Below are 21,710 nucleotides of genomic sequence, written 5' to 3'. Positions count from 1 at the left end.
CAGGTCAAACCAGATAGTCGCGCAGGGCGTGCTGCACGCAGGGCGTGTCGAGCAGCGAGCTGTTGTGGAAGAACCGCACGATGTTGCCCACCAGCGGGTGATGACGATTGATCGGGAAGGCCAAACCGGCCATCTCGTCCTTGAGCGCGCGGCGCGTGGCGTCGTTGACTGGCAGGGCATCGATCAGGCGCAGGTCGAAAGCTTTCTGGATGTCGTTGGTCAGGTAGTGGCCGATGAACACCGGCAGAATCTGCGCGATGCTTTCGCGATCGGCATCGCTCGCGGTGTGCCAGTAGATGCGCACCATGCGCGCCCAGAAACTCGAATGGCGGCCCTCGTCGAGCAGGTGATCGGCCATCAAACCCTTGATCGACGGCTTGACCGTATCGTCGCGGGCAAACGCCGCGACATCGCCGGTCACGGTGTTTTCGGCGATGGCCACGCAGATCAGTTCGACTGCGCTGCGCAGGTGTTCCGGCGCGAGTCCAACGGCGGCGGGAATCGCGCGACTCAGTTCGATTTCATCCGGCAACTCGATAGGTGTGATGCCGGTCATGGCCACCGTCTGCTGCATGAAGTCCATCGCCACTAACGCGTGGTAATCCTCGTCCACCACCACGGTCATGGCGTCGTAACGGCAGGCGAACGGGAACGGCACGGCGAAGCGGTTTTTGGCGATGCTGCGCGCAGTCTTGTCGACGATTTCCGTCTCGAAAATCACGACGTCGTTGATGAATTTGTACAGCGTCTGCACCAGTGCGAAATCACGCTGCTCCGGGCATTCGCGCAGGAAGGTCTGGCTGAGCACCAGCGGTTGGCGACTGAGCGGATAGATCAAGCGTGCGTCGTCCTCCAGCACGCGCCTTGGACGAGTGCGGATGGTCGCGCGGCTTTCCCAGGCGTCGGCGAAGGATTGGTAGTCGGCGGCGTTCATTCGGCCACCTCTGCCACACGTTCGCGCATGCTCAGGCGCAAGCCGTCCCACAGGGCGATGCGGCTTTCCACGGCAGCCACGGCGCTGGCATAGACTTCGGCCTGACGCTGCGGATCGCCATCGACCAAACGCTCCAGCAATTGCTCGGCGGCCGGGCCGTGGTCTTCGGAATCGACCTCGATGTGCCGTTCCAGGTAATAGCGAAAGGTCGGCGCCTGTTCGACGCCGATGCCCCACGCGTCGAGCATGCGTTGGAACATGCTCGGGATCACGCTCTCGCGGCCATGCAGAAACGCGGCGGCCACGCTGTGCCCCGGTGCTTGCAGCGCGGTGTGCAAAGTGTCGCGGACGAATTGTGCGGCGGCCGGGTCGACATCGACGCTTTGCAGCGCCACGTCATAACTCACGCCTTCCTGCTGCAGGGCGACGAAGCGCTCTACCGCTGCAGTGTTCGCACCGACTTCGCGCATCGCGTCCAGGTACAGCTCGAAATGACTGTAATGCCCGTGTGACAGTCGATCATCGGACTCTTCACCGAGGACGATTTCGTTGATCAGACGCGCGGCATGCGGATCGCGCGGCGGCAACCACGGCAATCGTGTGCAGGTCAGTTCCTGTTGCAGGCGTTTGGTCAGCGACATGAAGTCCCAAACGGCGAAGACGTGGGTTTCCATGAATCGTTGGAGTACCGTCAGCGAATCGATTTCAGAGAAGATCGGATGAACACTGAGTTCAGCTTTCTTCAGGGCGAGTTGTTCTTTAGTTGGCATGTTGGCGAGCCTCTGGCTTATAGGGGAATAGGGACTACATAATCAACGGCTAACAACGGTGGATATATGTTGCAGGCGAGCGACAGCCTCATTCAGTTCGATGAGAATTTAAGCTTTGAATAATCGACTAACCCCGAGTCCGCGGCGTGTGGCTGCTGCGCATGGGGCGCTATTGCTCGCTGCTGCCAGGCTGATACGGCAAGTTCAAACTCGGCGAGTAAAAAACTAATACATCACAAAACAACTTAACAAGTTTATTTTGAATTATTTTTAGTTGGCTGTTTTTCAAGTGTGAGTGGGTCTGATAAAACTTTCTGATTAAGTTTTATTTAGGCGAAGTTGCTCCTTTCGGCGATAAGTGGCCAAAATTGATTAATAAGAGTGAATGCCTCACTCGAAGCAACTTTCCAATTAAAAGATCGAAATGATTTGAGGGGATGAAGTGGGCGTGCAACGGCGCCGGTTCTTCCTTTTCCCGTGACAAGGCTCCTTCCGTAGGTTCCTGGTGCGAGGACTGCTGCCGTGGCGGCGCGTCCCCGTTCTTTATTGGGTTGGCAAATCAAGGGTGCGCGTAAATCAGCGCCGCCGCTATCGTCGGAAATGACTTCGTTGCGGTGCAAATAACGGGTTTTTTTGAGCTGAGGGGAGGTTAGAGCGCAGGCGCCGATGTGCCACGGCTATTCACGGTGGCAGGCGAGAGGATTTGTAAGCGGGTTATTCGCCGGGTAGGCGTTGTCGCGTAACCCGACTGGGGGATCAGTGTGCCGCTCGGCGGCTTTGCGTGCTGGATTCGGCGAGGTAGCGGGTGATCACCTCGACACCACGGTTGAGATGCTGCTCGAGCAGTTGCACGGCGAGTTCTACATCACGCTCTTTCACGGCTTGCAGCAGTGCGCGGTGATCATCCTGCGAGAGCTTGCCCAGACCCATGGCCTCGAGGTTGAAACGCAGGAAGCGTTCTTCCTCGTTCAGGCCTTCTTCCACCAGGCGCAACAGGCGGCCGTTGGTGGCCTTGCTGTACAGCGCCATATGGAACAGTCGATTCAGCCGACCGATTTCGGTGTAGTTGTGCTCGGTTTCCAGTTCTTCGATGTAGCTGGCCGCCTGCTCGTGGTCGGCGGCGGTGAGCAGGTTGATCGACTGGCGCAGCGCCTCGGACTCGAGCAGGATGCGTAGTTCATAGGTTTCGGCGGCATCGCCCTGGATCAGCGGCGCGACCACCGCACCTTTATGGGCAACCACATTCAACAGCCCTTGGGCTTCGAGCTGACGCAACGCTTCACGCACCGGCATGCGGCTGACACCGAACAGATCCGCCAGATCCTGCTGACGCACTGCAGTGCCGCAGGGCAAACGACCGTCGAGGATCGCTGCGCGCAGGGTTTCTTCGATGACCGACCGCGCCAGATGCGCAGGAATAGGGCTGTCGACTTTGATGCTATGCAGCGGCTTGGGCTTCTGTGTCACGACTACGCACCCTGAATGACTACCGAATTTGGATCCAAAGGACACTAGTGACTGCTCTACAAGTTGTCAAACCGTGTAGAAGAACCTGGTCACATTTGCAGTTTAGCGCGCTACCGATGATCTCATGGTGCCATTGTTTTTTGCTGGGCTAACCTTCACCATCAAACGCTTTCCTCCCTACCCCTTGAGTGCCTTGTATTGGCGGTACGATTCGCGATCCCACGGACTGTGCGCTGGCTAGGCTGCGCGCTGCTGCTGGCCGGCGTCATGCTGGGCGGTCTGAGTGCCGATTGGGATTTTTCCACGATCAGCCGCAAAGCCACCTCGTTGTACGGACCGCTGGGTGCCGGCCAGCAGCGCATTGATGCCTGGCAAAATCTGTTGGCCACGCAGAAGCAGGGCAGCGAGCTGGAAAAACTCAAAGTGGTGAATCTGTTTTTCAACAAACAGGTGCGTTACGTTGAAGACATCGATCTGTGGCGCGAGGTCGATTATTGGGAAACCCCCATCGAAGCCTTGTGGAAAGGCGCCGGCGATTGCGAAGACTATGCGATCGCCAAGTATTTCAGCCTGCGCCATCTCGGGGTGGCCAGTGACAAGTTGCGCATCACCTACGTCAAGGCCTTGCGCCAGAACCGCGCGCACATGGTTCTGACTTACTATTCCAGCCCCGACGCCATGCCGCTGGTGCTCGACAGCCTGATCGATCCGATCAAGCCAGCGGCGGAGCGAACCGATTTGCTGCCGGTCTATTCTTTCAATGCTGAAGGTCTGTACCTGCCGGGCGCCAAGGGCAATAAAAAGGTCGGCGATACCAAACGTCTGTCACGCTGGCAGGATGTGCTGAAAAAAATGCAGGCCGAAGGATTCCCGGTCGAGACGACTAACTAGGAGCACGCGCTCAGATGTCCTTGTTCAAACAGCTGTTGATCGCTATCTGTCTGTTCCTGGTGGTCGCCTTCACCGGCAGCTTCATGGTCAGTCTGGAGAGCTCGCGCACCCAGTACGTCAACCAGTTGCGCTCGCACGCGCAGGACGCCGCTACGGCGCTGGCGTTGTCGTTGACGCCGAATATCGACGACCCGGCGATGGTCGAGTTGCTGGTCAGTTCGATTTTCGACAGCGGTTATTACGCGAGCATTCGTGTGGTTGATGTGAAGACCGATCAGACCATCGTCGAGCGCAGTGGTATTCCCGAGGTAAGCAACGTGCCGGACTGGTTCGTCAAACTGATTGGCCTCGAGCCGGCCGGTGGCGATGCGTTGGTCAGTCGTGGCTGGGAGCAGGCGGCGCGGGTCGAAGTGGTGAGCCATCCGATGTTTGCGCTGGCGAAACTCTGGCAGAGTGCGTTGGGCAGCCTCGGCTGGCTGCTTGTCTGCGGCGCGGTCAGTGCGGTGCTCGGCGCGTTGCTGCTACGCCGGCAATTGCGACCACTGGACTACATGGTCAAGCAGTCCCACGCCATCGCCCGTCGCGAGTTCCTCAGCCTGCCGGATCTTCCGCGCACGCCTGAGCTGCGCCGTGTGGTGCTGGCGATGAATCAGATGGTCGAGAAGCTTAAAGCGCTGTTTCAGGAACAGGCCGAACGCAGTGAAAAACTGCGCACCGAGTCGTATCAGGACAACCTCACCGGGCTAGCCAATCGGCGCTATTTCGAAATGCAGCTCAACGCCCGAGTGAGCAATCCGGAGCAGGCCAGCTCAGGTTATCTGCTGTTGTTGCGGGTCAAGGATCTGGCGGGTCTCAACCAGCGCCTTGGCGGTCAGCGTACTGACGAATTGCTCAAAGCGGTGGGCGAGCAATTGTCCCGCGAGTGCGCCAAATACCCGGAAACCCAGAATCTGGTCACGCGTATCCGTGGCGGCGAATTTGCCGTGCTGGCGCCGGGTCTGACCCGTGAAGAAGCGCTGCAACTGGCGCAAAGCCTCGACAGCGCGCTGAGCAGCCTGCATGCGACCGGCGCCACCGACGTCGCGGCGGTGGCCTCCATTGGGCTGGCGCCGTTCGTTCATGGCGACTCTCCGCAATCCGTGCTGAGTCTCGGCGATCAAGCGCTGGCGCAGGCCGAAGGGCAAGGTGAACAGAACTGGGCATGCCTCGATCAGAGCCTGGTGGCAGATGTCGGCGACGATCACCACGCCTGGCATCGCTTGCTCGATCAGGCGTTGAATCAGCGACGTTTCGAGCTGTTCTTCCAACCGGTAGTCGCGGCGCAGGACACGCAACTGGTGCTGCATTACAAAGTGCTGTCGCGCCTGCTCGACGAGCAAGGCCAGACCATTCCTGCCGGACGTTTCCTGCCGTGGCTCGAGCGCTTCGGCTGGACCGCGCGACTGGATCGCCTGATGCTCGAGCGCGTGCTGGAGCAAATGGCCGGGCACGAAGAGTCGCTGGCGCTGAACCTGTCTTCGGCAACCCTGGCTGATCCGCAGGCGCTGAACAAAGTCTTCGAAATTCTGCGCGCACATTCCAATCTCGGCCCGCGCCTGACCCTGGAAATCGGCGAGGAGCAATTGCCGGAACAGTCAGTGCTGGAAGATTTGACCCGTCGCCTGCGCGAACTTGGTTTCTCCCTGAGCCTGCAACGCTTCGGTGGGCGCTTCAGCATGATCGGCAACCTGGCGCGGCTGGGGCTGGCGTACTTGAAGATCGACGGCAGCTACATTCGGGCGATCGATCAGGAGAGCGACAAACGTCTGTTCATCGAGGCGATCCAGCGGGCGGCACACAGTATTGATCTGCCGTTGATTGCCGAGCGGGTGGAGACTGAGGGGGAGTTTTCGGTGCTTCGCGAGATGGGCTTGTATGGGGTTCAGGGGCAGTTGTTCGGTGAGCCGAAGCCTTGGCGGTGAGTCATTGAGATCCCTGCCCTCACCCCTGCCCTCTCCCAGAGGTAGAGGGAACCGATTGGGGGATGCTCCAACGATCCGCCGACGTGAGAGAACTCTGCTGAATCCGTAATCGCAGATCCGCGGACGTCGGCGATTTTGCGTTGAATCCATAATCGACTCGATTTTTCAAGCCGATGTATAACCTGAGACAACGCGGTCGGCCCCCTCTCCCTCCGGGAGAGGGCTGGGGTGAGGGGATCAGATCAACCCGGTCTCTTCTTCATCAATCAACCCGCCCAACCCGCCCAGCGCTTCCCGCGCCTGGGTTCGATCCATCAACTTGGCCTGCGCCGCCGGCGGCAGGTCAGTCACGCGGATCACACCTTTCTGGGTCAGCACCTGAATCAGGTCGTCGAGTACCCGGATCATCTCAAAGTCGCTCTGCTTGAGCTGTTTGAGGCTGTTTTCCACAGCTTCGTTGGCGTACCACGCCTGGATTTCGTGGTTGTCGGCAGGCAGCGTTTCCGTGGCCTCGGCGTAGGCCGCAGCTTCCACGCGAATCAATTCGCCCTGCGCATCGCGTTGCACGTAAAACATTGAGCATCCCTCAGATATGAACCAGCGTCATGCTGTCAGCAGCATAGCCAACTGCGCGCGAGTATGCGGTGCGCCGAGCGAATCGTCACCGGGGCGACGGGCGCAAACGTGACGGCCGCCCCATTGGGGCGGCCGTTTGTTCATGCATCAGCTGTTGTTGTGATCGACCTTGATGGTCGGGTCGCTACCCGCGATCAAGTTGTGAATGTTGGCGCTCGACCAGTTGTTGCCTTCCAGTTTGATCGTCACGTCTGGCGTGGCGGCTGCCGCGTCGGCCGAGTTGAACTTGCCGCCCGAGCTGACTTGCAGCGACGAAACGCCGTCGACCGTGCTGATCTTGAGGAAGTTGTCGATGGTGCTGCCGGTCTCGCCTTGCAGCAGATCGCGCAGGTCGATACGGTCACCTTCGCTGGCCTTGAAGTCCTTGATCACGTCGTTGCCGGTGTCACCGGATTTCCAGACGAACGTGTCGCCACCGGAACCACCGATCAGGATGTCGTTACCCGGACCACCCATCAGCGTGTCATTGCCAGTGCCGCCGAGCAGGATGTCATTGCCCTTGCCGCCGTCGAGCGTGTCGTTACCGCCCGCGCCGAACAGAATGTCATTGCCCGCGCCGCCCAGCAGCGTGTCGTTGCCATCGTGCGCACCGGACACATCGAATGCCTGATAGTGCTCGGTGATGTACTGGTGCACGTTGCTGGTGGTGACTTTGCTGACATCGACACCGGTTTCCTTGGCGACGAACGCCTGCATCGCCTGATAACCCTCGCCAGCAATGCCGTTGAAGCTCACCAGATCGCCAAACAGGATGTCGTTGCCGTCGCCGCCATTGACCGTGTCGGAACCCGGCAACGTCGCTTCGGTGTGACCGATGATCGAGTTGGCCAGATCCTTCGGATCAATGTTGGTTTGCGGCGTCTTGTCCGAGTCGTACGGTTTCAGGTCATTCAGGCTGACACCGTTGTTGAGGCCGATGGCTTCGACGTTCGACAGATTGCTCAGCAAGGTGAAGCTGCTGCTGGAGTTGCTGTTGGTGTAGTAATCGGTGGTGCTACCAGTGCCCGCCAGGCCGGAGAACTCAAAGGTTCCGTCGCCCTGCGCATGCAGTGTGCCGAAGTTCTGATACGACCAGCTGCCACCCGACTTGGTCCACACCGTCACAGCACCCGCTGCAGTGATATCAATCTGGTGCGTGCTGTCCGGAGTCAGGCTGACCGCGGTACCCAACTTGTAGTTGTTGGTGGTGATCAGGCTGTCGAGAGTTTTATTGCCGTACAGGTACGGGTTGGTCGATTCGCCGGTCTGGTAGTAAGTCGGCTTGCCGTCGGTGATGAAGTACGTGAGGTTCTTCGCCCCGGTGTTGGCCACCGCGTCAGCGCTCTGGAAGAAGTTCGCCGTGGCTTTGAACACGTCTTCATAGTTGGTGCCGCCGCCGGACGCCATCGAATCCAGTACCGCTTTGAGCAAGGTCAGCGCGTTCGGGTCGTTGAGGTTCACCGACACCGATTTGTTGATCTGGGTATCGAAGTCCACGAGGAAGATGTTCACCGTCCCCGAGTTGCCGCCCATGCTTTGCTTGAGGGTGTTGAACACCGACGTCAGCGAGTCCTTGGCCGCGTTCAGCGACGAAGCGCTCATGCTGCCCGAGCTGTCGACCATGAACGCGATGTTGTAGTTGGTGCCCGGCACGACGGTCAGACCACCGATGTCGGCGACGACGATGTCGTTGCCATCGGTGCCGACGACAGTGTCGTCTGCCGAGGTCGCGGTGATGGCGTTGTACACCGCTGGCACCACGGTGACCGGGATGGTCGCAGTGCTGCTGGCCGATCCGCCGACGGCTTCGGTCGAAGTCGAGGTCACGGTCAGGTTGAACTGACCGTTGTAATACGTCGGCGGGGTCACGGTCAGGCTGTCGAGGTTCCAGCCGGTGACGTTGGCTTCGCCGTTGCTCGCGGTCACGGTGAAGCTGTGGCCCGCGCCGTCGCTGAGAACCGAGCCGACTGGCGCGCCGCTGATTTTCACGCTCAGGGTTTCCGAACCGTCGGTGTCGGTCAGCGCGGTGCTGATCGACGACAGTTTCACCGTGGTACCTTCGGCGCCGGTGTTGAGCTTGTAGCCGTCGTAATAGCCTTCGCCGTTGGTGCCGTGCAGATCCGACACGGTCACGCCGGCGTTCGCCAGATCCTTCACGCCGGTGTACAGCGGCACGCCGGCGCTGCTCAGGTCGATCGGCGTGCTGCCGTTTACCGACAGGTCAACGTTATAGCTACCAGGGCCGCTCTGGTTGTGGTGGTAGATGTCCAGCGTGTAGTAGCCGCTGGTGGTCGGGGTGAACGAACCGTTGATCGCACCGCCCGCGCCCCAGGTACCCGAGGCCACGTTTTTGCCACCAATGGTGATCAACAGGCTGTCATCAGCGATGCCGCTGAAGGTGTAGGTCTTGCCGGCTTCGAGGTAAATCAGGCCGGAAGTTTTCGACGCGGTGCCCGCAGTCACGCTGCCATCGGACTGCACGTTGTTCACTGTCCCACTGGAGTTCGGCTTACCTGCGCCGTCGATCACGTTTTTCAGCGTGGTCGAATCTGCCCCATTGCCGTTGGTGCCGAGGCCCGACAGGCCGGTCCAGACTTCCTTGATCAGCCCGGTGGATTTCACGCTGTTATCAGCGACGTTCAGAGTCGGAGCATCCGCCACTGGCGTGATGTCGATCTTGATCGTGCCGGTGTTGCCCAGCGCCTGGCCATCGGTTGGCTGGAATTTGATCTGCGCGTAGTCAGCCTGGTTGTTGCCCAGACCGTTGCCGCCGTAACCGTTGACACCCGACTCGTTGGCATCCGGCATGAAGCGCAGTTTGCCGGCGTCGATATCAGCCTTGCTGAAGGTCTGATTGTTGGCCACGTCTTTCCAGGTCGAACCGTCCAGATACTGCAGTTTGCCTTCGCCCGGCAGCTGGGTGATTTTCACGCCGAGACTGGCGGCCGGGCTGTCGACGTCACTGACGCCGAAGGTCGACCAGCCGAGGATCAGCGGCGTGTCTTCGGTGCCAGTGACATTGACCGGTGCAGCCACCGGCGCATCGTTGACTGCCACCACGTTGACCGTGGTGGTCGCGGTGTTGGAGTAGTTGCTGCCATCGGTCACGGTCACGGTGATGATCCGCGGCACGGTGCTCGGGTCGTCACTGCTGTTGGTGAAGCTGATGTTCTTGATCGCCTGCATGTAGTCAGCGAGCGTCGCGTTGCCCGACAGCGTCAGGGTCACGGTGCCGTTGGTGCTGTTGGCATTAATGGTGATGCCATTGACGCTGTTGCCGAGGTTCAGCGCATCGCCGTCCTGACGGTTGGTCAGCACCACGGTCGCGCCGGTCAGCATGGTGCTGTCCGGGTCGGTGATCTTCAGATCGGTGTCGGCAATCGACACGCCCGCGCCCGGTGTGTTTTCGGTGAAGGTCACCTTGTAATCGGCACCGGTAGCGCCGCTGGAATTGTTGGCATCGAGGTCGATGACCGGCGGCGCATCGTTGTCGATGATCGAAGTGCTGACGCTGCCATTGGTGGCGCTGACCGCAAGATTTTCGAAGTTGCCGCCCGTCGCCGAATCGATCTTGACCACGAAGTTCTCGGTGCCTTCGGTGATCTTGTCATCGATGGTCGCGACGTTGAAGGTCGCGGTGCTCGCGCCTGCCGGGATCTTCACGGTGTACACCCCGGTGAAGTCCGAACCGTCGGCAGCAGTGCCGCTGTAGACGATTTTCAGGGTCACGTCGGTCTGCGCCGGGTGGGTCAGGCTGACGGTGTAGCTGGCGGTCTGGCCTTCGGTCACCGAGGTGCTGCCAGTGATGCTGACTTGAGCAGTGTCGATGGTGTCGGTGACATTGGTCACGGCTGGTGTTGTGCTTGGGACCAGTTTTTCGAAGTTGCCACCGGTGGCGGTGCTGATGGTTGCTTGCACGGTACCGGCGTCTTTGTAGACGTCGTCTGCCGGAGCCGGGACAGACACGGTGCCGGTGGTTTTACCGGCTTCGATGGTAATCACGGCGCCGTTGCTCAGGGTCACCGTCACTGGCGAGCCAGCAGCGTTGGTCAGCGTCGCGGTGTAGATGATCGAACCACCCTCGGCGACCGAATTGGTAGCGGTCAGCGACAGGTTGGTGGTGTCGACGGTGTCGGTGACGGTAGTGCTGACTGGAGTCTTGTCGGCTACGAGGTTTTCGAAGTTGCCGCCCGTCACGGTGGTGATCGAGTTGGTGATCGGCGCATGGCCGGTCAACGCATCGTTCGACGCGGTAGCTGTCGCGGTGCCAGTGGTCTGGCCGACGCCGATGGTGATGGTCTGGCCGTTGGCCAAAGTCACCACGACAGGGGAGCCAGTCACCGGAGCGCCGACGGTCGCGGTGTAAGTGACGGTGCCTCCCTCGGCCACGGTGCCGGTTGCCGTCAGCTTCACGCCCGTTGTGTCGATGGTGTCGGTGACGCTGGTCACGGCTGGCGTGGTGCTTGGGACCAGATTTTCGAAGTTGCCACCGGTGGCGGTGCTGATCGTGGCCTGCACGCTGCCGGCGTCTTTGTAGACGTCGTCGGATGGTGCTGGGACGGTCACAGTGCCGGTAGTTTTGCCTGCGTCGATGGTGATGGCAGCGCCGTTGCTCAGAGTCACGGTCACTGGCGAACCAGCGGCGTTAGTCAGGGTTGCGGTGTAGACAATCGAACCACCTTCCGCCACGGAACCGGTGGCGCTGAGCGACAGATTGGTGGTGTCAACAGTGTCGGTGACCGTGGTCGAAACCGGCGTTTTGTCGGCAACCAGATTCTCGAAGTTGCCACCGGTCACGGTGGTGATCGAGTTGGTGATCGGTGCATGACCGGTCAGCGCATCGTTCGACGCGGTAGTTGTCGCGGTGCCGGTGGTCTGGCCGACGCCGATGGTGATGGTCTGGCCGTTGGCCAACGTCACCACGACAGGCGAGCCGGTCACTGGAGCACCGACGGTAGCGGTGTAAGTGACGGTGCCGCCTTCGGCTACGGTACCGGTTGCAGTCAGCTTCACGCCAGTGGTGTCGATGGTGTCGGTAACCCTGGTTACGACTGGCGTGGTGCTTGGTACCAGGTTTTCGAAATTGCCACCGGTGGCGGTGCTGATCGTGGCCTGCACGGTGCCGGCGTCTTTGTAGACGTCGTCAGTCGGGGCAGGGACGGTCACAGTGCCGGTAGTTTTGCCTGCGTCGATGGTGATGACAGCGCCGTTGCTCAGAGTCACGGTCACTGGCGAACCAGCAGCGTTGGTCAGGGTAGCGGTGTAGACGATCGAACCGCCCTCGGCCACGGAACCAGTGGCGCTGAGCGACAGGTTGGTGGTGTCGACGGTGTCGGTCACGGTGGTGCTAACCGGCGTCTTGTCGGCTACGAGGTTTTCGAAGTTGCCACCGGTCACGGTGGTGATCGAGTTGGTGATCGGTGCATGACCGGTCAGCGCATCGTTCGACGCGGTAGTGGTCGCGGTGCCAGAGGTCTGGCCAACGCCGATGGTGATGGTCTGGCCGTTGGCCAGAGTCACGACAACAGGCGAGCCGGTCACTGGAGCACCGACGGTGGCGGTGTATGTGACGGTGCCACCTTCGGCCACGGTACCGGTCGCAGTCAGCTTCACGCCCGTTGTATCGATGGTGTCGGTGACGCTGGTCACGGCTGGCGTGGTGCTTGGTACCAGGTTTTCGAAATTGCCACCGGTGGCAGTGCTGATGGTTGCCTGCACGCTGCCGGCGTCTTTATAGACGTCGTCGGATGGCGCTGGGACGGTCACGGTGCCGGTGGTTTTGCCAGCATCGATGGTGATCACTGCGCCGTTCGACAGAGTCACGGTGACTGGCGAGCCAGCGGCGTTGGTCAGGGTAGCGGTGTAGACGATCGAGCCACCCTCGGCGACCGAATTGGTAGCGGTCAGCGACAGGTTGGTGGTGTCGACGGTGTCGGTGACGGTAGTGCTGACTGGAGTCTTGTCGGCTACGAGGTTTTCGAAGTTGCCGCCCGTTACGGTGGTGATCGAGTTGGTAATCGGTGCATGACCGGTCAACGCATCGTTCGACGCGGTGGTGGTCGCGGTGCCAGTGGTCTGGCCAACGCCGATGGTGATGGTCTGGCCGTTGGCCAGGGTCACGACGACAGGCGAGCCGGTCACTGGGGCACCGACGGTCGCGGTGTAAGTGACGGTGCCTCCCTCGGCCACGGTGCCGGTTGCCGTCAGCTTCACGCCCGTGGTGTCGATGGTGTCGGTGACGCTGGTCACGGCTGGCGTTGTGCTTGGTACCAGGTTTTCGAAATTGCCACCGGTGGCAGTGCTGATGGTTGCTTGTACGCTGCCGGCGTCTTTGTAGACATCGTCGGATGGTGCTGGGACGGTCACGGTGCCGGTGGTTTTGCCGGCGTCGATGGTGATCACAGCGCCGTTCGACAGAGTCACGGTGACTGGCGAGCCAGCCGCGTTGGTCAGCGTGGCGGTGTAGACAATCGAACCGCCCTCGGCCACAGAACCGGTCGCGCTGAGCGAGAGGTTGGTGGTGTCGACGGTGTCTGTAACTGTGGTCGAAACCGGAGTCTTGTCGGCTACGAGATTTTCGAAGTTGCCGCCCGTCACGTTGGTGATCGAGTTGGTGATCGGTGCATGACCGGTCAGCGCATCGTTCGACGCGGTAGCTGTCGCGGTGCCAGTGGTTTGGCCGACGCCGATGGTGATGGTCTGGCCGTTGGCCAAAGTCACCACAACAGGCGAGCCGGTCACTGGAGCACCGACGGTGGCGGTGTAAGTGACGGTGCCACCTTCGGCCACGGTACCGGTCGCAGTCAGCTTCACGCCAGTGGTGTCGATGGTGTCGGTGACGTTGGTCACGGCTGGCGTTGTGCTTGGTACCAGGTTCTCGAAGTTGCCACCGGTGGCAGTGCTGATGGTGGCCTGCACGGTACCGGCGTCTTTGTAAACGTCATCGGTTGGTGCTGGAACAGTCACGGTGCCAGTGGTTTTGCCGGCATCGATGGTGATGACAGCACCGTTTGACAAGGTAACGGTCACTGGCGAGCCAGCGGCGTTGGTCAGGGTTGCGGTGTAGATGATCGAACCGCCCTCGGCCACAGAACCGGTCGCGCTGAGCGACAAGTTAGTGGTGTCGACGGTGTCGGTCACGGTGGTCGAAACCGGTGTTTTGTCCGCGACGAGGTTTTCGAAGTTGCCACCGGTCACGGTGGTGATCGAGTTGGTGATCGGTGCATGACCGGTCAGCGCATCATTCGGCGCGGTGGTGGTCGCGGTGCCAGTGGTCTCGCCAACGCCGATGGTGATGGTCTGGCCGTTGGCCAGAGTCACGACCACAGGCGAGCCGGTCACTGGGGCACCGACGGTAGCGGTATAAGTGACGGTGCCGCCTTCGGCCACGGTACCGGTTGCAGTCAGTTTCACGCCGGTGGTGTCGATGGTGTCGGTGACGCTGGTCACGGCTGGCGTGGTGTATGGTACCAGGTTTTCGAAGTTGCCACCGGTGGCGGTGCTGATGGTTGCTTGCACGCTGCCGGCGTCTTTGTAGACGTCGTCGGATGGTGCTGGGACGGTCACGGTGCCAGTGGTTTTGCCGGCATCGATGGTGATCACAGCGCCGTTCGACAAGGTAACGGTCACTGGCGAGCCAGCGGCGTTGGTCAGTGTCGCGGTGTAGACAATCGAACCGCCCTCAGCCACGGAACCGGTCGCACTGAGCGACAAGTTAGTGGTGTCGACGGTGTCGGTCACGGTGGTGCTGACCGGAGTTTTGTCCGCAACGAGGTTTTCGAAGTTGCCACCGGCTACGGTGGTGATCGAGTTGGTGATCGGTGCATGACCGGTCAGCGCATCGTTCGACGCGGTAGTAGTCGCGGTGCCAGTGGTCTGGCCAACGCCGATGGTGATGGTCTGGCCGTTGGCCAGAGTCACGACCACAGGCGAGCCGGTCACTGGGGCACCGACGGTAGCGGTGTATGTGACGGTGCCGCCTTCAGCCACGGTGCCGGTTGCAGTCAGTTTCACGCCGGTGGTGTCGATGGTGTCGGTGACGCTGGTCACGGCTGGCGTGGTGCTTGGTACCAGGTTTTCGAAGTTGCCACCGGTGGCGTTGCTGATGGTTGCCTGCACGCTGCCGGCGTCTTTGTAGACGTCGTCGGATGGTGCTGGGACGGTCACGGTGCCGGTGGTTTTGCCGGCGTCGATGGTGATCACCGCGCCATTGCTCAGAGTTACAGTTACTGGCGAGCCAGCCGCGTTGGTCAGCGTGGCGGTGTAAGTGATCGAACCGCCTTCAGCCACGGAACCGGTCGCGCTCAGCGACAGGTTTGTGGTGTCGACGGTGTCGGTGACCGTAGTCGTGACCGGCGTCTTGTCGGCTTCGAGGTTCTCGTAGTTGCCGCCAGTCACGCCCGTGATCGAGTTGGTGATCGGTGCATGACCGGTCAACGCATCGTTCGACGCGGTAGCTGTCGCGGTGCCAGTGGTCTGGCCAACGCCGATGGTGATGGTCTGGCCGTTGGCCAGAGTCACGGTGACCGGCGAACCAGTAACCGGTGCGCCAACAGTCGCGGTGTAAGTAACCACGCCACCCTCAGCCGCCGACTCAGTCGCGGTCAGTTTGACCGTCGTGGTGTCGATGGTATCGGTGACGTTAGTGACCGCCGGAACAGTACTCGGCACCAGGTTCTCGAAGTTGCCGCCAGTGGCCGTCGAAATGGTCGCTTCGACTTTGCCTGCATCCTTGTAAACGTCATCGGCTGGTGCCGGAACGGTAACCGTGCCGGTGGTTTTGCCCGCTTCGATGGTAATGACAGCACCGTTCGACAGAGTGACGGTGACCGGCGTGCCGGCCGGGTTGGTCAGGGTCGCGGTGTAGACGATCGAACCACCTTCAGCCACCGAGTCGCTAGCGGTCAGGTTCAGGTTGGTGGTGTCGTTGGTGTCCGAAACCGAGGTGTCGGCTGGCTTGCCGTCCGTCACCAGTTTTTCGTAGTTGCCGCCAGTGGCGCCGTCAATGGTGACGCTCAGCGAGCTGCCGCCAGCCAATGGGCTGTTCGGCGCGACGAAGTTGACGCTGCCAGTGGTTTCGCCGACGGCGATAGTGATTGTCTGGCCGTTGGACAGCGTGACGACAACCGGCGAGCCGGTTACTGGTGCGGTCACGGTCGCGGTGTAAACCACGGTTTCGCCTTCGGCGACGTTCGCGGTGGCGCTCAGCGAAACGGTCGAGGTATCGACGGTGTCGGTGACTTCGGTGACGGCTGGAACGGTGCTTGGCACCAGGTTCTCGAAGTTGCCGCCGGTTGCGCCGGTGATGGTCGCTTCGACTTTGCCGGCGTCTTTGTAGACGTCATCGGCAGGCGCTGGAACGGTCACGGTGCCAGTGGTTTTGCCGGCGTCGATGGTGATGATGGCGCCGTTCGACAAGGTCACGGTAACCGGCGAGCCGGCAGCGTTGGTCAGCGTCGCGGTGTAGGTGATCTGGCCACCCTCGGCCACAGAGCCCGTGGCGCTCAGCGACAAGTTGGTGGTGTCGATCGTGTCGGTCACGGTGGTGCTGACAGGGGTTTTATCCGCCACGAGGTTTTCGTAGTTGCCGCCAGTCACATTGGTGATCGAGTTGGTCAGAGGCGCGTTGCCGGTCAGCGCATCATTCGGCGCGGTGGTGGTCACGGTGCCGGTGGTCTGGCCGACGCCGATGGTGATGGTCGAGCCATTAGCCAGGGTCACGGTCACCGGCGAACCGGTGACTGGCGCGCCAACAGTGGCGGTGTAGGTGACGGTGCCACCTTCAGCAACAGTTGTATCGGCAGTCAGTTTGACGGTCGAAGTGTCGATGGTGTCGGTCACTTCGGTAACGGCCGGAACGGTGCTCGGAACCAGGTTCTCGAAGTTGCCGCCGGTTGCGCCGGTAATGGTTGCTTCGACTTTGCCGGCGTCTTTATAGACGTCATCGGCAGGTGCTGGGACGGTTACGGTGCCAGTGGTTTTACCGGCTTCGATAGTGATTACAGCGCCGTTGCTCAGAGTCACGTTGACTGGTGAACCAGCGGCGTTGGTCAGGGTTGCGGTGTAGATGATCGAGCCACCCTCGGCCACGGAACCAGTGGCGCTGAGCGACAGATTGGTGGTGTCGACGGTGTCAGTCACTGTCGTGCTGACCGGAGTTTTATCGGCCACGAGGTTTTCGTAGTTGCCGCCCGTCACGCCAGTGATCGAATTGGTCAGCGATGCCTGACCGGTCAACGCATCGTTCGGCGCGACGGTGGTCACGGTGCCGGTGGTTTTACCCACTTCAATGGTGATGGTCGAGCCGTTGGCCAAAGTCACTGTAACCGGCGAACCGGTTACTGGCGCGCCAACAGTCGCGGTGTAGGTGACGGTGCCACCCTCGGCCACAGTTGTATCGGCAGTCAGTTTGACGGTCGAAGTGTCGATGGTGTCGGTCACTTCGGTAACGGCCGGAACGGTGCTCGGAACCAGGTTTTCGAAGTTGCCGCCAGTAGCGGTGCTGATCGTGGCCTGCACGGCGCCGGCGTCTTTGTAAACGTCATCGGTTGGTGCTGGAACAGCCACGGTGCCGGTGGTTTTGCCCGCTTCGATAGTGATCATAGCACCGTTCGACAGAGTCACGGTGACTGGCGAACCCGCAGCGTTGGTCAGCGTGGCGGTGTAGATGATCGAGCCACCCTCGGCCACGGAACCGGTCGCGCTCAGCGACAGGTTGGTGGTGTCGACGGTGTCGGTCACAGTGGTCGAAACCGGTGTTTTGTCCGCGACGAGGTTTTCGAAGTTGCCACCGGTCACGTTGGTGATCGAGTTGGTGATCGGTGCATGACCGGTCAACGCATCGTTCGACGCGGTGGTGGTCACGGTGCCGGTGGTCTGGCCGACGCCGATGGTAATGGTCGAGCCATTGGCCAAAGTCACTGTAACCGGCGAACCGGTTACTGGCGCGCCAACAGTCGCGGTGTAGGTGACGGTGCCACCTTCAGCCACAGTTGTATCGGCAGTCAGTTTCACCGTCGAAGTGTCGATGGTGTCGGTCACTTCGGTAACTGCCGGAACAGTACTCGGCACCAGGTTCTCGAAGTTGCCACCGCTGGCAGTGCTGATGGTTGCCTGCACGCTACCGGCGTCTTTGTAGACGTCGTCGGATGGTGCTGGGACGGTCACGGTGCCAGTGGTTTTGCCGGCATCGATAGTGATCACAGCACCGTTCGACAAGGTCACGGTGACTGGCGAGCCAGCGGCGTTGGTCAGGGTAGCGGTATATACGATCGAGCCACCCTCAGCCACGGAACCGGTGGCGCTGAGCGACAAGTTAGTGGTGTCGACGGTGTCGGTCACGGTGGTCGAAACCGGTGTTTTGTCCGCGACGAGGTTTTCGAAGTTGCCACCGGTCACGTTGGTGATCGAGTTGGTGATCGGTGCATGACCGGTCAACGCATCGTTCGACGCGGTGGTGGTCACGGTGCCGGTGGTCTGGCCGACGCCGATGGTAATGGTCGAGCCATTGGCCAGAGTCACGGTCACCGGCGAGCCGGTTACTGGCGCACCAACAGTTGCGGTGTAGGTAACGGTGCCACCTTCAGTCACAGTCGTATCGGCAGTCAGTTTGACGGTCGACGTGTCTACCGTGTCGGTGACGCTAGTCACGGCTGGCGTGGTGCTCGGAACCAGGTTCTCGAAGTTGCCACCCGTCGCGCCGGTTATGGTCGCTTCGACTGTGCCGGCGTCTTTGTATACGTCATCGGCAGGCGCTGGAACAGTCACGGTGCCGGTGGTTTGGCCGGCCTCGATGGTGATGACCGAGCCATTGCTCAGCGTCACGGTCACAGGCGAGCCAGCGGCGTTGGTCAGCGTCGCGGTGTAGGTGATCTGGCCACCCTCGGCCACAGAACCAGTCGCGCTGAGCGACAGATTGGTGGTGTCTACGGTGTCGGTGACCGTGGTGCTCACCGGAGTTTTGTCGGCGACCAGATTCTCGTAGTTGCCGCCCGCCACGCCAGTGATCGAGTTGGTCAGCGATGCCTGACCGTTCAGCGCGTCGTTCGGCGCGACGGTGGTCACGGTACCGGTGGTTTTACCCACTTCAATGGTGATGGTCGAGCCGTTGGCCAAAGTCACTGTAACCGGCGAACCGGTCACTGGCGCACCAACAGTCGCGGTGTAGGTGACGGTGCCACCTTCAGCCACAGTTGTATCGGCAGTCAGTTTCACCGTCGAAGTGTCGATGGTGTCGGTCACTTCGGTAACAGCCGGAACGGTGCTCGGCACCAGGTTCTCGAAGTTGCCACCGGAGGTGTTAGAGATCGTAACTTCGACTTTGCCGGCGTCTTTGTAGACGTCATCGGCAGGCGCTGGAACAGTCACGGTGCCAGTTGTTTTACCGGCCTCGATGGTGATTACCGAGCCGTTGCTCAGGGTGATGTTCAGCGGCGTGCCAGCCGGATTGGTCAGGGTTGCGGTGTAGACAATCGAGCCACCCTCAGCCACGGAACCAGTCGCACTCAGCGACAGGTTGGTGGTGTCGACGACGTCGGTCACCGAGGTGTCCGCCGGTTTGCCATCAACCGCCAGGTTCTCGTAGTTGCCGCCCTTGGCGTCGTCGATCTTGACGCTTAGGGAGCTGCCGCCGGCCAATGCATCGTTAGGCGCAACGAAGTTCACCGAAGCGCTGCTGGCGCCGACCGGAATGGTGATGGTCTGGCCGTTGGACAGCGTCACGACCACTGGCGAACCGGTAACCGGTGCAGTCACGGACGCGGTGTAGACCACGTTGCCGCCTTCAGCCACGGTTGGGGTGGCGGTCAGGCTGACGGTCGAGGTGTCGATGGTGTCGGCAACGTTGGTCACCGCAGGCGTCGGGTCAGTTACCAGATTTTCGAAGTTGCCACCGGTGGCTGTCGAAATGGTCGCTTCGACTTTGCCAGCATCTTTATAGACGTCATCGGCCGGAGCTGGAACGCTCACGGTGCCGGTGGTCGCGCCAGCGGCGATGGTGATCACCGCGCCGTTGCTCAACGTCACAGTGACTGGGGTGCCAGCCGGATTGGTCAGGGTCGCGGTGTAAACGATCGAACCGCCTTCCGCCACGTCGCTCGATGCCGACAAGCTCAGGCCAGTGTCGTCTTTCGAATCGGTGATGGTGGTGGTCGCTGGGGCCGGGTTAGGTACCAGGTTCTCGAAATTGCCGCCAGTGGCGGAAGTGATCGTGGTGCTGACGGTGCTGCCGTTGTTGTAAACGTCATTGGCCGCAGTCGGTACGTTGACGCTGCCAGTGGTTTTACCAGCCTCGATGGTGATGACCGAGCCGTTGCTCAAGGTCACGGTTACCGGAGTCTGCGCAACGTTGGTCAAGGTTGCGGTGTAGGTGATCTGACCACCCTCGACGACGGTGCCGGTGGCAGTGAGGGTCAGCCCGGTGTTGTCGATCGAATCGGTAATGGTGGTGGTCGCTGGCGCCGGATTTGGCACCAGGTTTTCGAAGTTGCCGCCAGTGGCGGAAGTGATCGTGGTGCTAACGGTGCTGCCGTTGTTGTAAACGTCGTTGGCCGCCGTCGGCACGTTGACGCTGCCAGTGGTCTGGCCAGCGCCGATGGTGATGGTCGAGCCGTTGGACAGCGTCACAGTGACCGGCGTCTGCGCCGGGTTGGTCAGGGTCGCCGTATAGGTGATCTGACCGCCCTCGACGACGCTGTTGCCAGCGGTCAGGGTGACGGTGGTGGTGTCGATCGAATCGACAATAGTGGTCACGGCCGGCGTCGGATCAGGGGTCAACTGTTCGAAGTTACCGCCGCTAGCGCCGGTGATCGTCGTGGTGACGGTGCTGCCGTTGTTGTAAACGTCGTTGGCCGGCGTCGGCACGTTGACGGTGCCGGTGGTCTGACCGGCGCCGATGGTGATGGTCGAGCCGTTCGACAGCGTCACAGTGACCGGCGTCTGCGCCGGGTTGGTCAATGTCGCGGTGTAGGTGATCTGACCGCCCTCGGTGACGCTGTTGCCAGCGGTCAGGGTGACGGTGGTGGTGTCGGTGGTGTCGGTGACCTGAGTCACGGCCGGAGTGGTCGGCGGGGTCACGTTGATGCCACTGCCGCCGGTGGTGCCGGTGACGGTTACGTCGATCTGGGTCGGGTCGTTATAAACGGTGTCGTTCGGCGCCAGCGGGACGTTGACGGTGCCGGTGGTGGAACCGGCCGGGATCACGATCACCGCGCCGTTGGACAGGGTGATGGTCAGGTCGGTCAGCGGCGCCTGAGTCAGAGTTGCGGTGTACACCAGCACGCCGCCGGCTTCGGTGATGGTCGGCGTGGCACTGAGGCTCAGGGTCGACTCACGCACAGCGTTGGTGGTGGTGTCGGTGGTCTGGCCGCCGGTAATGTCCAGCGCAGCCTGGCCGGCCGAGTTGATACCCGCGGTCGGGAAACCAATGGTTGGATCGACGCGGCCAGCGGTTGCATCGAGCATCACGAAGCTGTGGCCACCACCGGCGGCACCGCCAGTGCCTGCGGCGGTCGGGCCGGCAGCGGTGGCTTCAAGCGCGGTCGTCGGGTCGACACCGGCGGCGATGGCTTGCTGCAGTTCAGCAACCGACGGCGCGGCTTGCGCGGTGGCCTCTGCCAGATCGGTGCTGGAGGCCGGAGCGTCAGCGCTCCACTGCGTGTCACGGCCCAGATCGAGCGTGCGGCCATCGGCCAGTTCCAGCGACACGGCGCCGGATACGCCGGTGTCGATTCGATCGCCAGCGTATAGCTTGTCGCCTTCAACGAGAATGCGGCGGATGCCCTCTGGGGACACCACGAAAACCTGACCGACAATGCTTTTGACGATGGCAACAACACTGCTCATTGAAGACTCTCCGGGGTATCACGTTCAGTTGACTTCCATAGGCTGACGGGCGCCTTTGCCAATTCAGTCTGGACGTACTTTTAAAATGTGCGAAACAAGATTGACGCTGATTTGCGTCAATAATCTGGCTATATTTTTTCGCGATTAAGTTTATGCCAAACTATTGACCTTATGGGTGCCATCCTAAACAATCGTCCCACTAATGTCACATTGATATTTAAGCGGCGACCT

7 protein-coding genes are annotated in these 21,710 nt (G+C 60.9%); 2 read left to right on the top strand and 5 right to left on the bottom strand.

The window, feature by feature from the left end; all coding sequences use genetic code 11:
* Positions 1-4: 4 nt before the first annotated feature.
* The 3 genes from ACOI8A_RS18010 to ACOI8A_RS18000 form a co-directional block, all read right to left on the bottom strand.
* A complete protein-coding gene (locus ACOI8A_RS18010) occupies positions 5-934 on the bottom strand; it encodes a diiron oxygenase (protein ID WP_420651015.1) in 930 nt (309 codons plus the stop codon).
* Positions 931-1,704, bottom strand: a complete 774-nt coding sequence (locus tag ACOI8A_RS18005) for a DUF3050 domain-containing protein (RefSeq protein ID WP_420651014.1) — start codon at positions 1,702-1,704, stop codon at positions 931-933. The genes ACOI8A_RS18010 and ACOI8A_RS18005 overlap by 4 nt, the downstream gene beginning before the upstream one ends.
* 756 nt (positions 1,705-2,460) lie before the next feature.
* Positions 2,461-3,171 (bottom strand): GntR family transcriptional regulator, encoded by a 711-nt coding sequence (locus ACOI8A_RS18000; protein WP_420651013.1) that lies wholly within the window; start codon positions 3,169-3,171, stop codon positions 2,461-2,463.
* Between the two features lie 198 nt (positions 3,172-3,369).
* On the opposite strand from ACOI8A_RS18000, the gene lapG reads away from it, so the two are divergent.
* Positions 3,370-4,062, top strand: a complete 693-nt coding sequence (lapG, locus tag ACOI8A_RS17995) for a cysteine protease LapG (RefSeq protein ID WP_420651012.1) — start codon at positions 3,370-3,372, stop codon at positions 4,060-4,062.
* A 14-nt stretch (positions 4,063-4,076) separates the two neighbouring features.
* Entirely contained in the window at positions 4,077-6,023 is a 1,947-nt protein-coding gene (lapD, locus tag ACOI8A_RS17990; protein ID WP_420651011.1) for a cyclic di-GMP receptor LapD, read from the top strand.
* Between the two features lie 237 nt (positions 6,024-6,260).
* Here the strand turns inward: lapD and ACOI8A_RS17985 are convergent, their stop codons facing one another.
* Together ACOI8A_RS17985 and ACOI8A_RS17980 are read right to left on the bottom strand one after the other, a co-directional pair.
* On the bottom strand, positions 6,261-6,599 hold the full coding sequence (locus tag ACOI8A_RS17985; protein WP_420651010.1) for a tryptophan synthase subunit beta: 339 nt from the start codon (positions 6,597-6,599) through the stop codon (positions 6,261-6,263).
* Positions 6,600-6,746: 147 nt separating this feature from the next.
* Positions 6,747-21,479 carry a retention module-containing protein gene (locus tag ACOI8A_RS17980; protein ID WP_420651009.1) on the bottom strand — a complete coding sequence of 4,911 codons (14,733 nt, stop codon included), beginning with the start codon at positions 21,477-21,479 and terminating at the stop codon, positions 6,747-6,749.
* Positions 21,480-21,710 lie beyond the last annotated feature (231 nt).

The organism is Pseudomonas sp. P4795 (assembly GCF_048822895.1).
In the GTDB taxonomy this organism is placed as follows: domain Bacteria; phylum Pseudomonadota; class Gammaproteobacteria; order Pseudomonadales; family Pseudomonadaceae; genus Aquipseudomonas.
The sequence above is the reverse complement of the archived record's forward strand: the minus strand, read 5'-3'. Positions and strand labels throughout refer to the sequence as shown.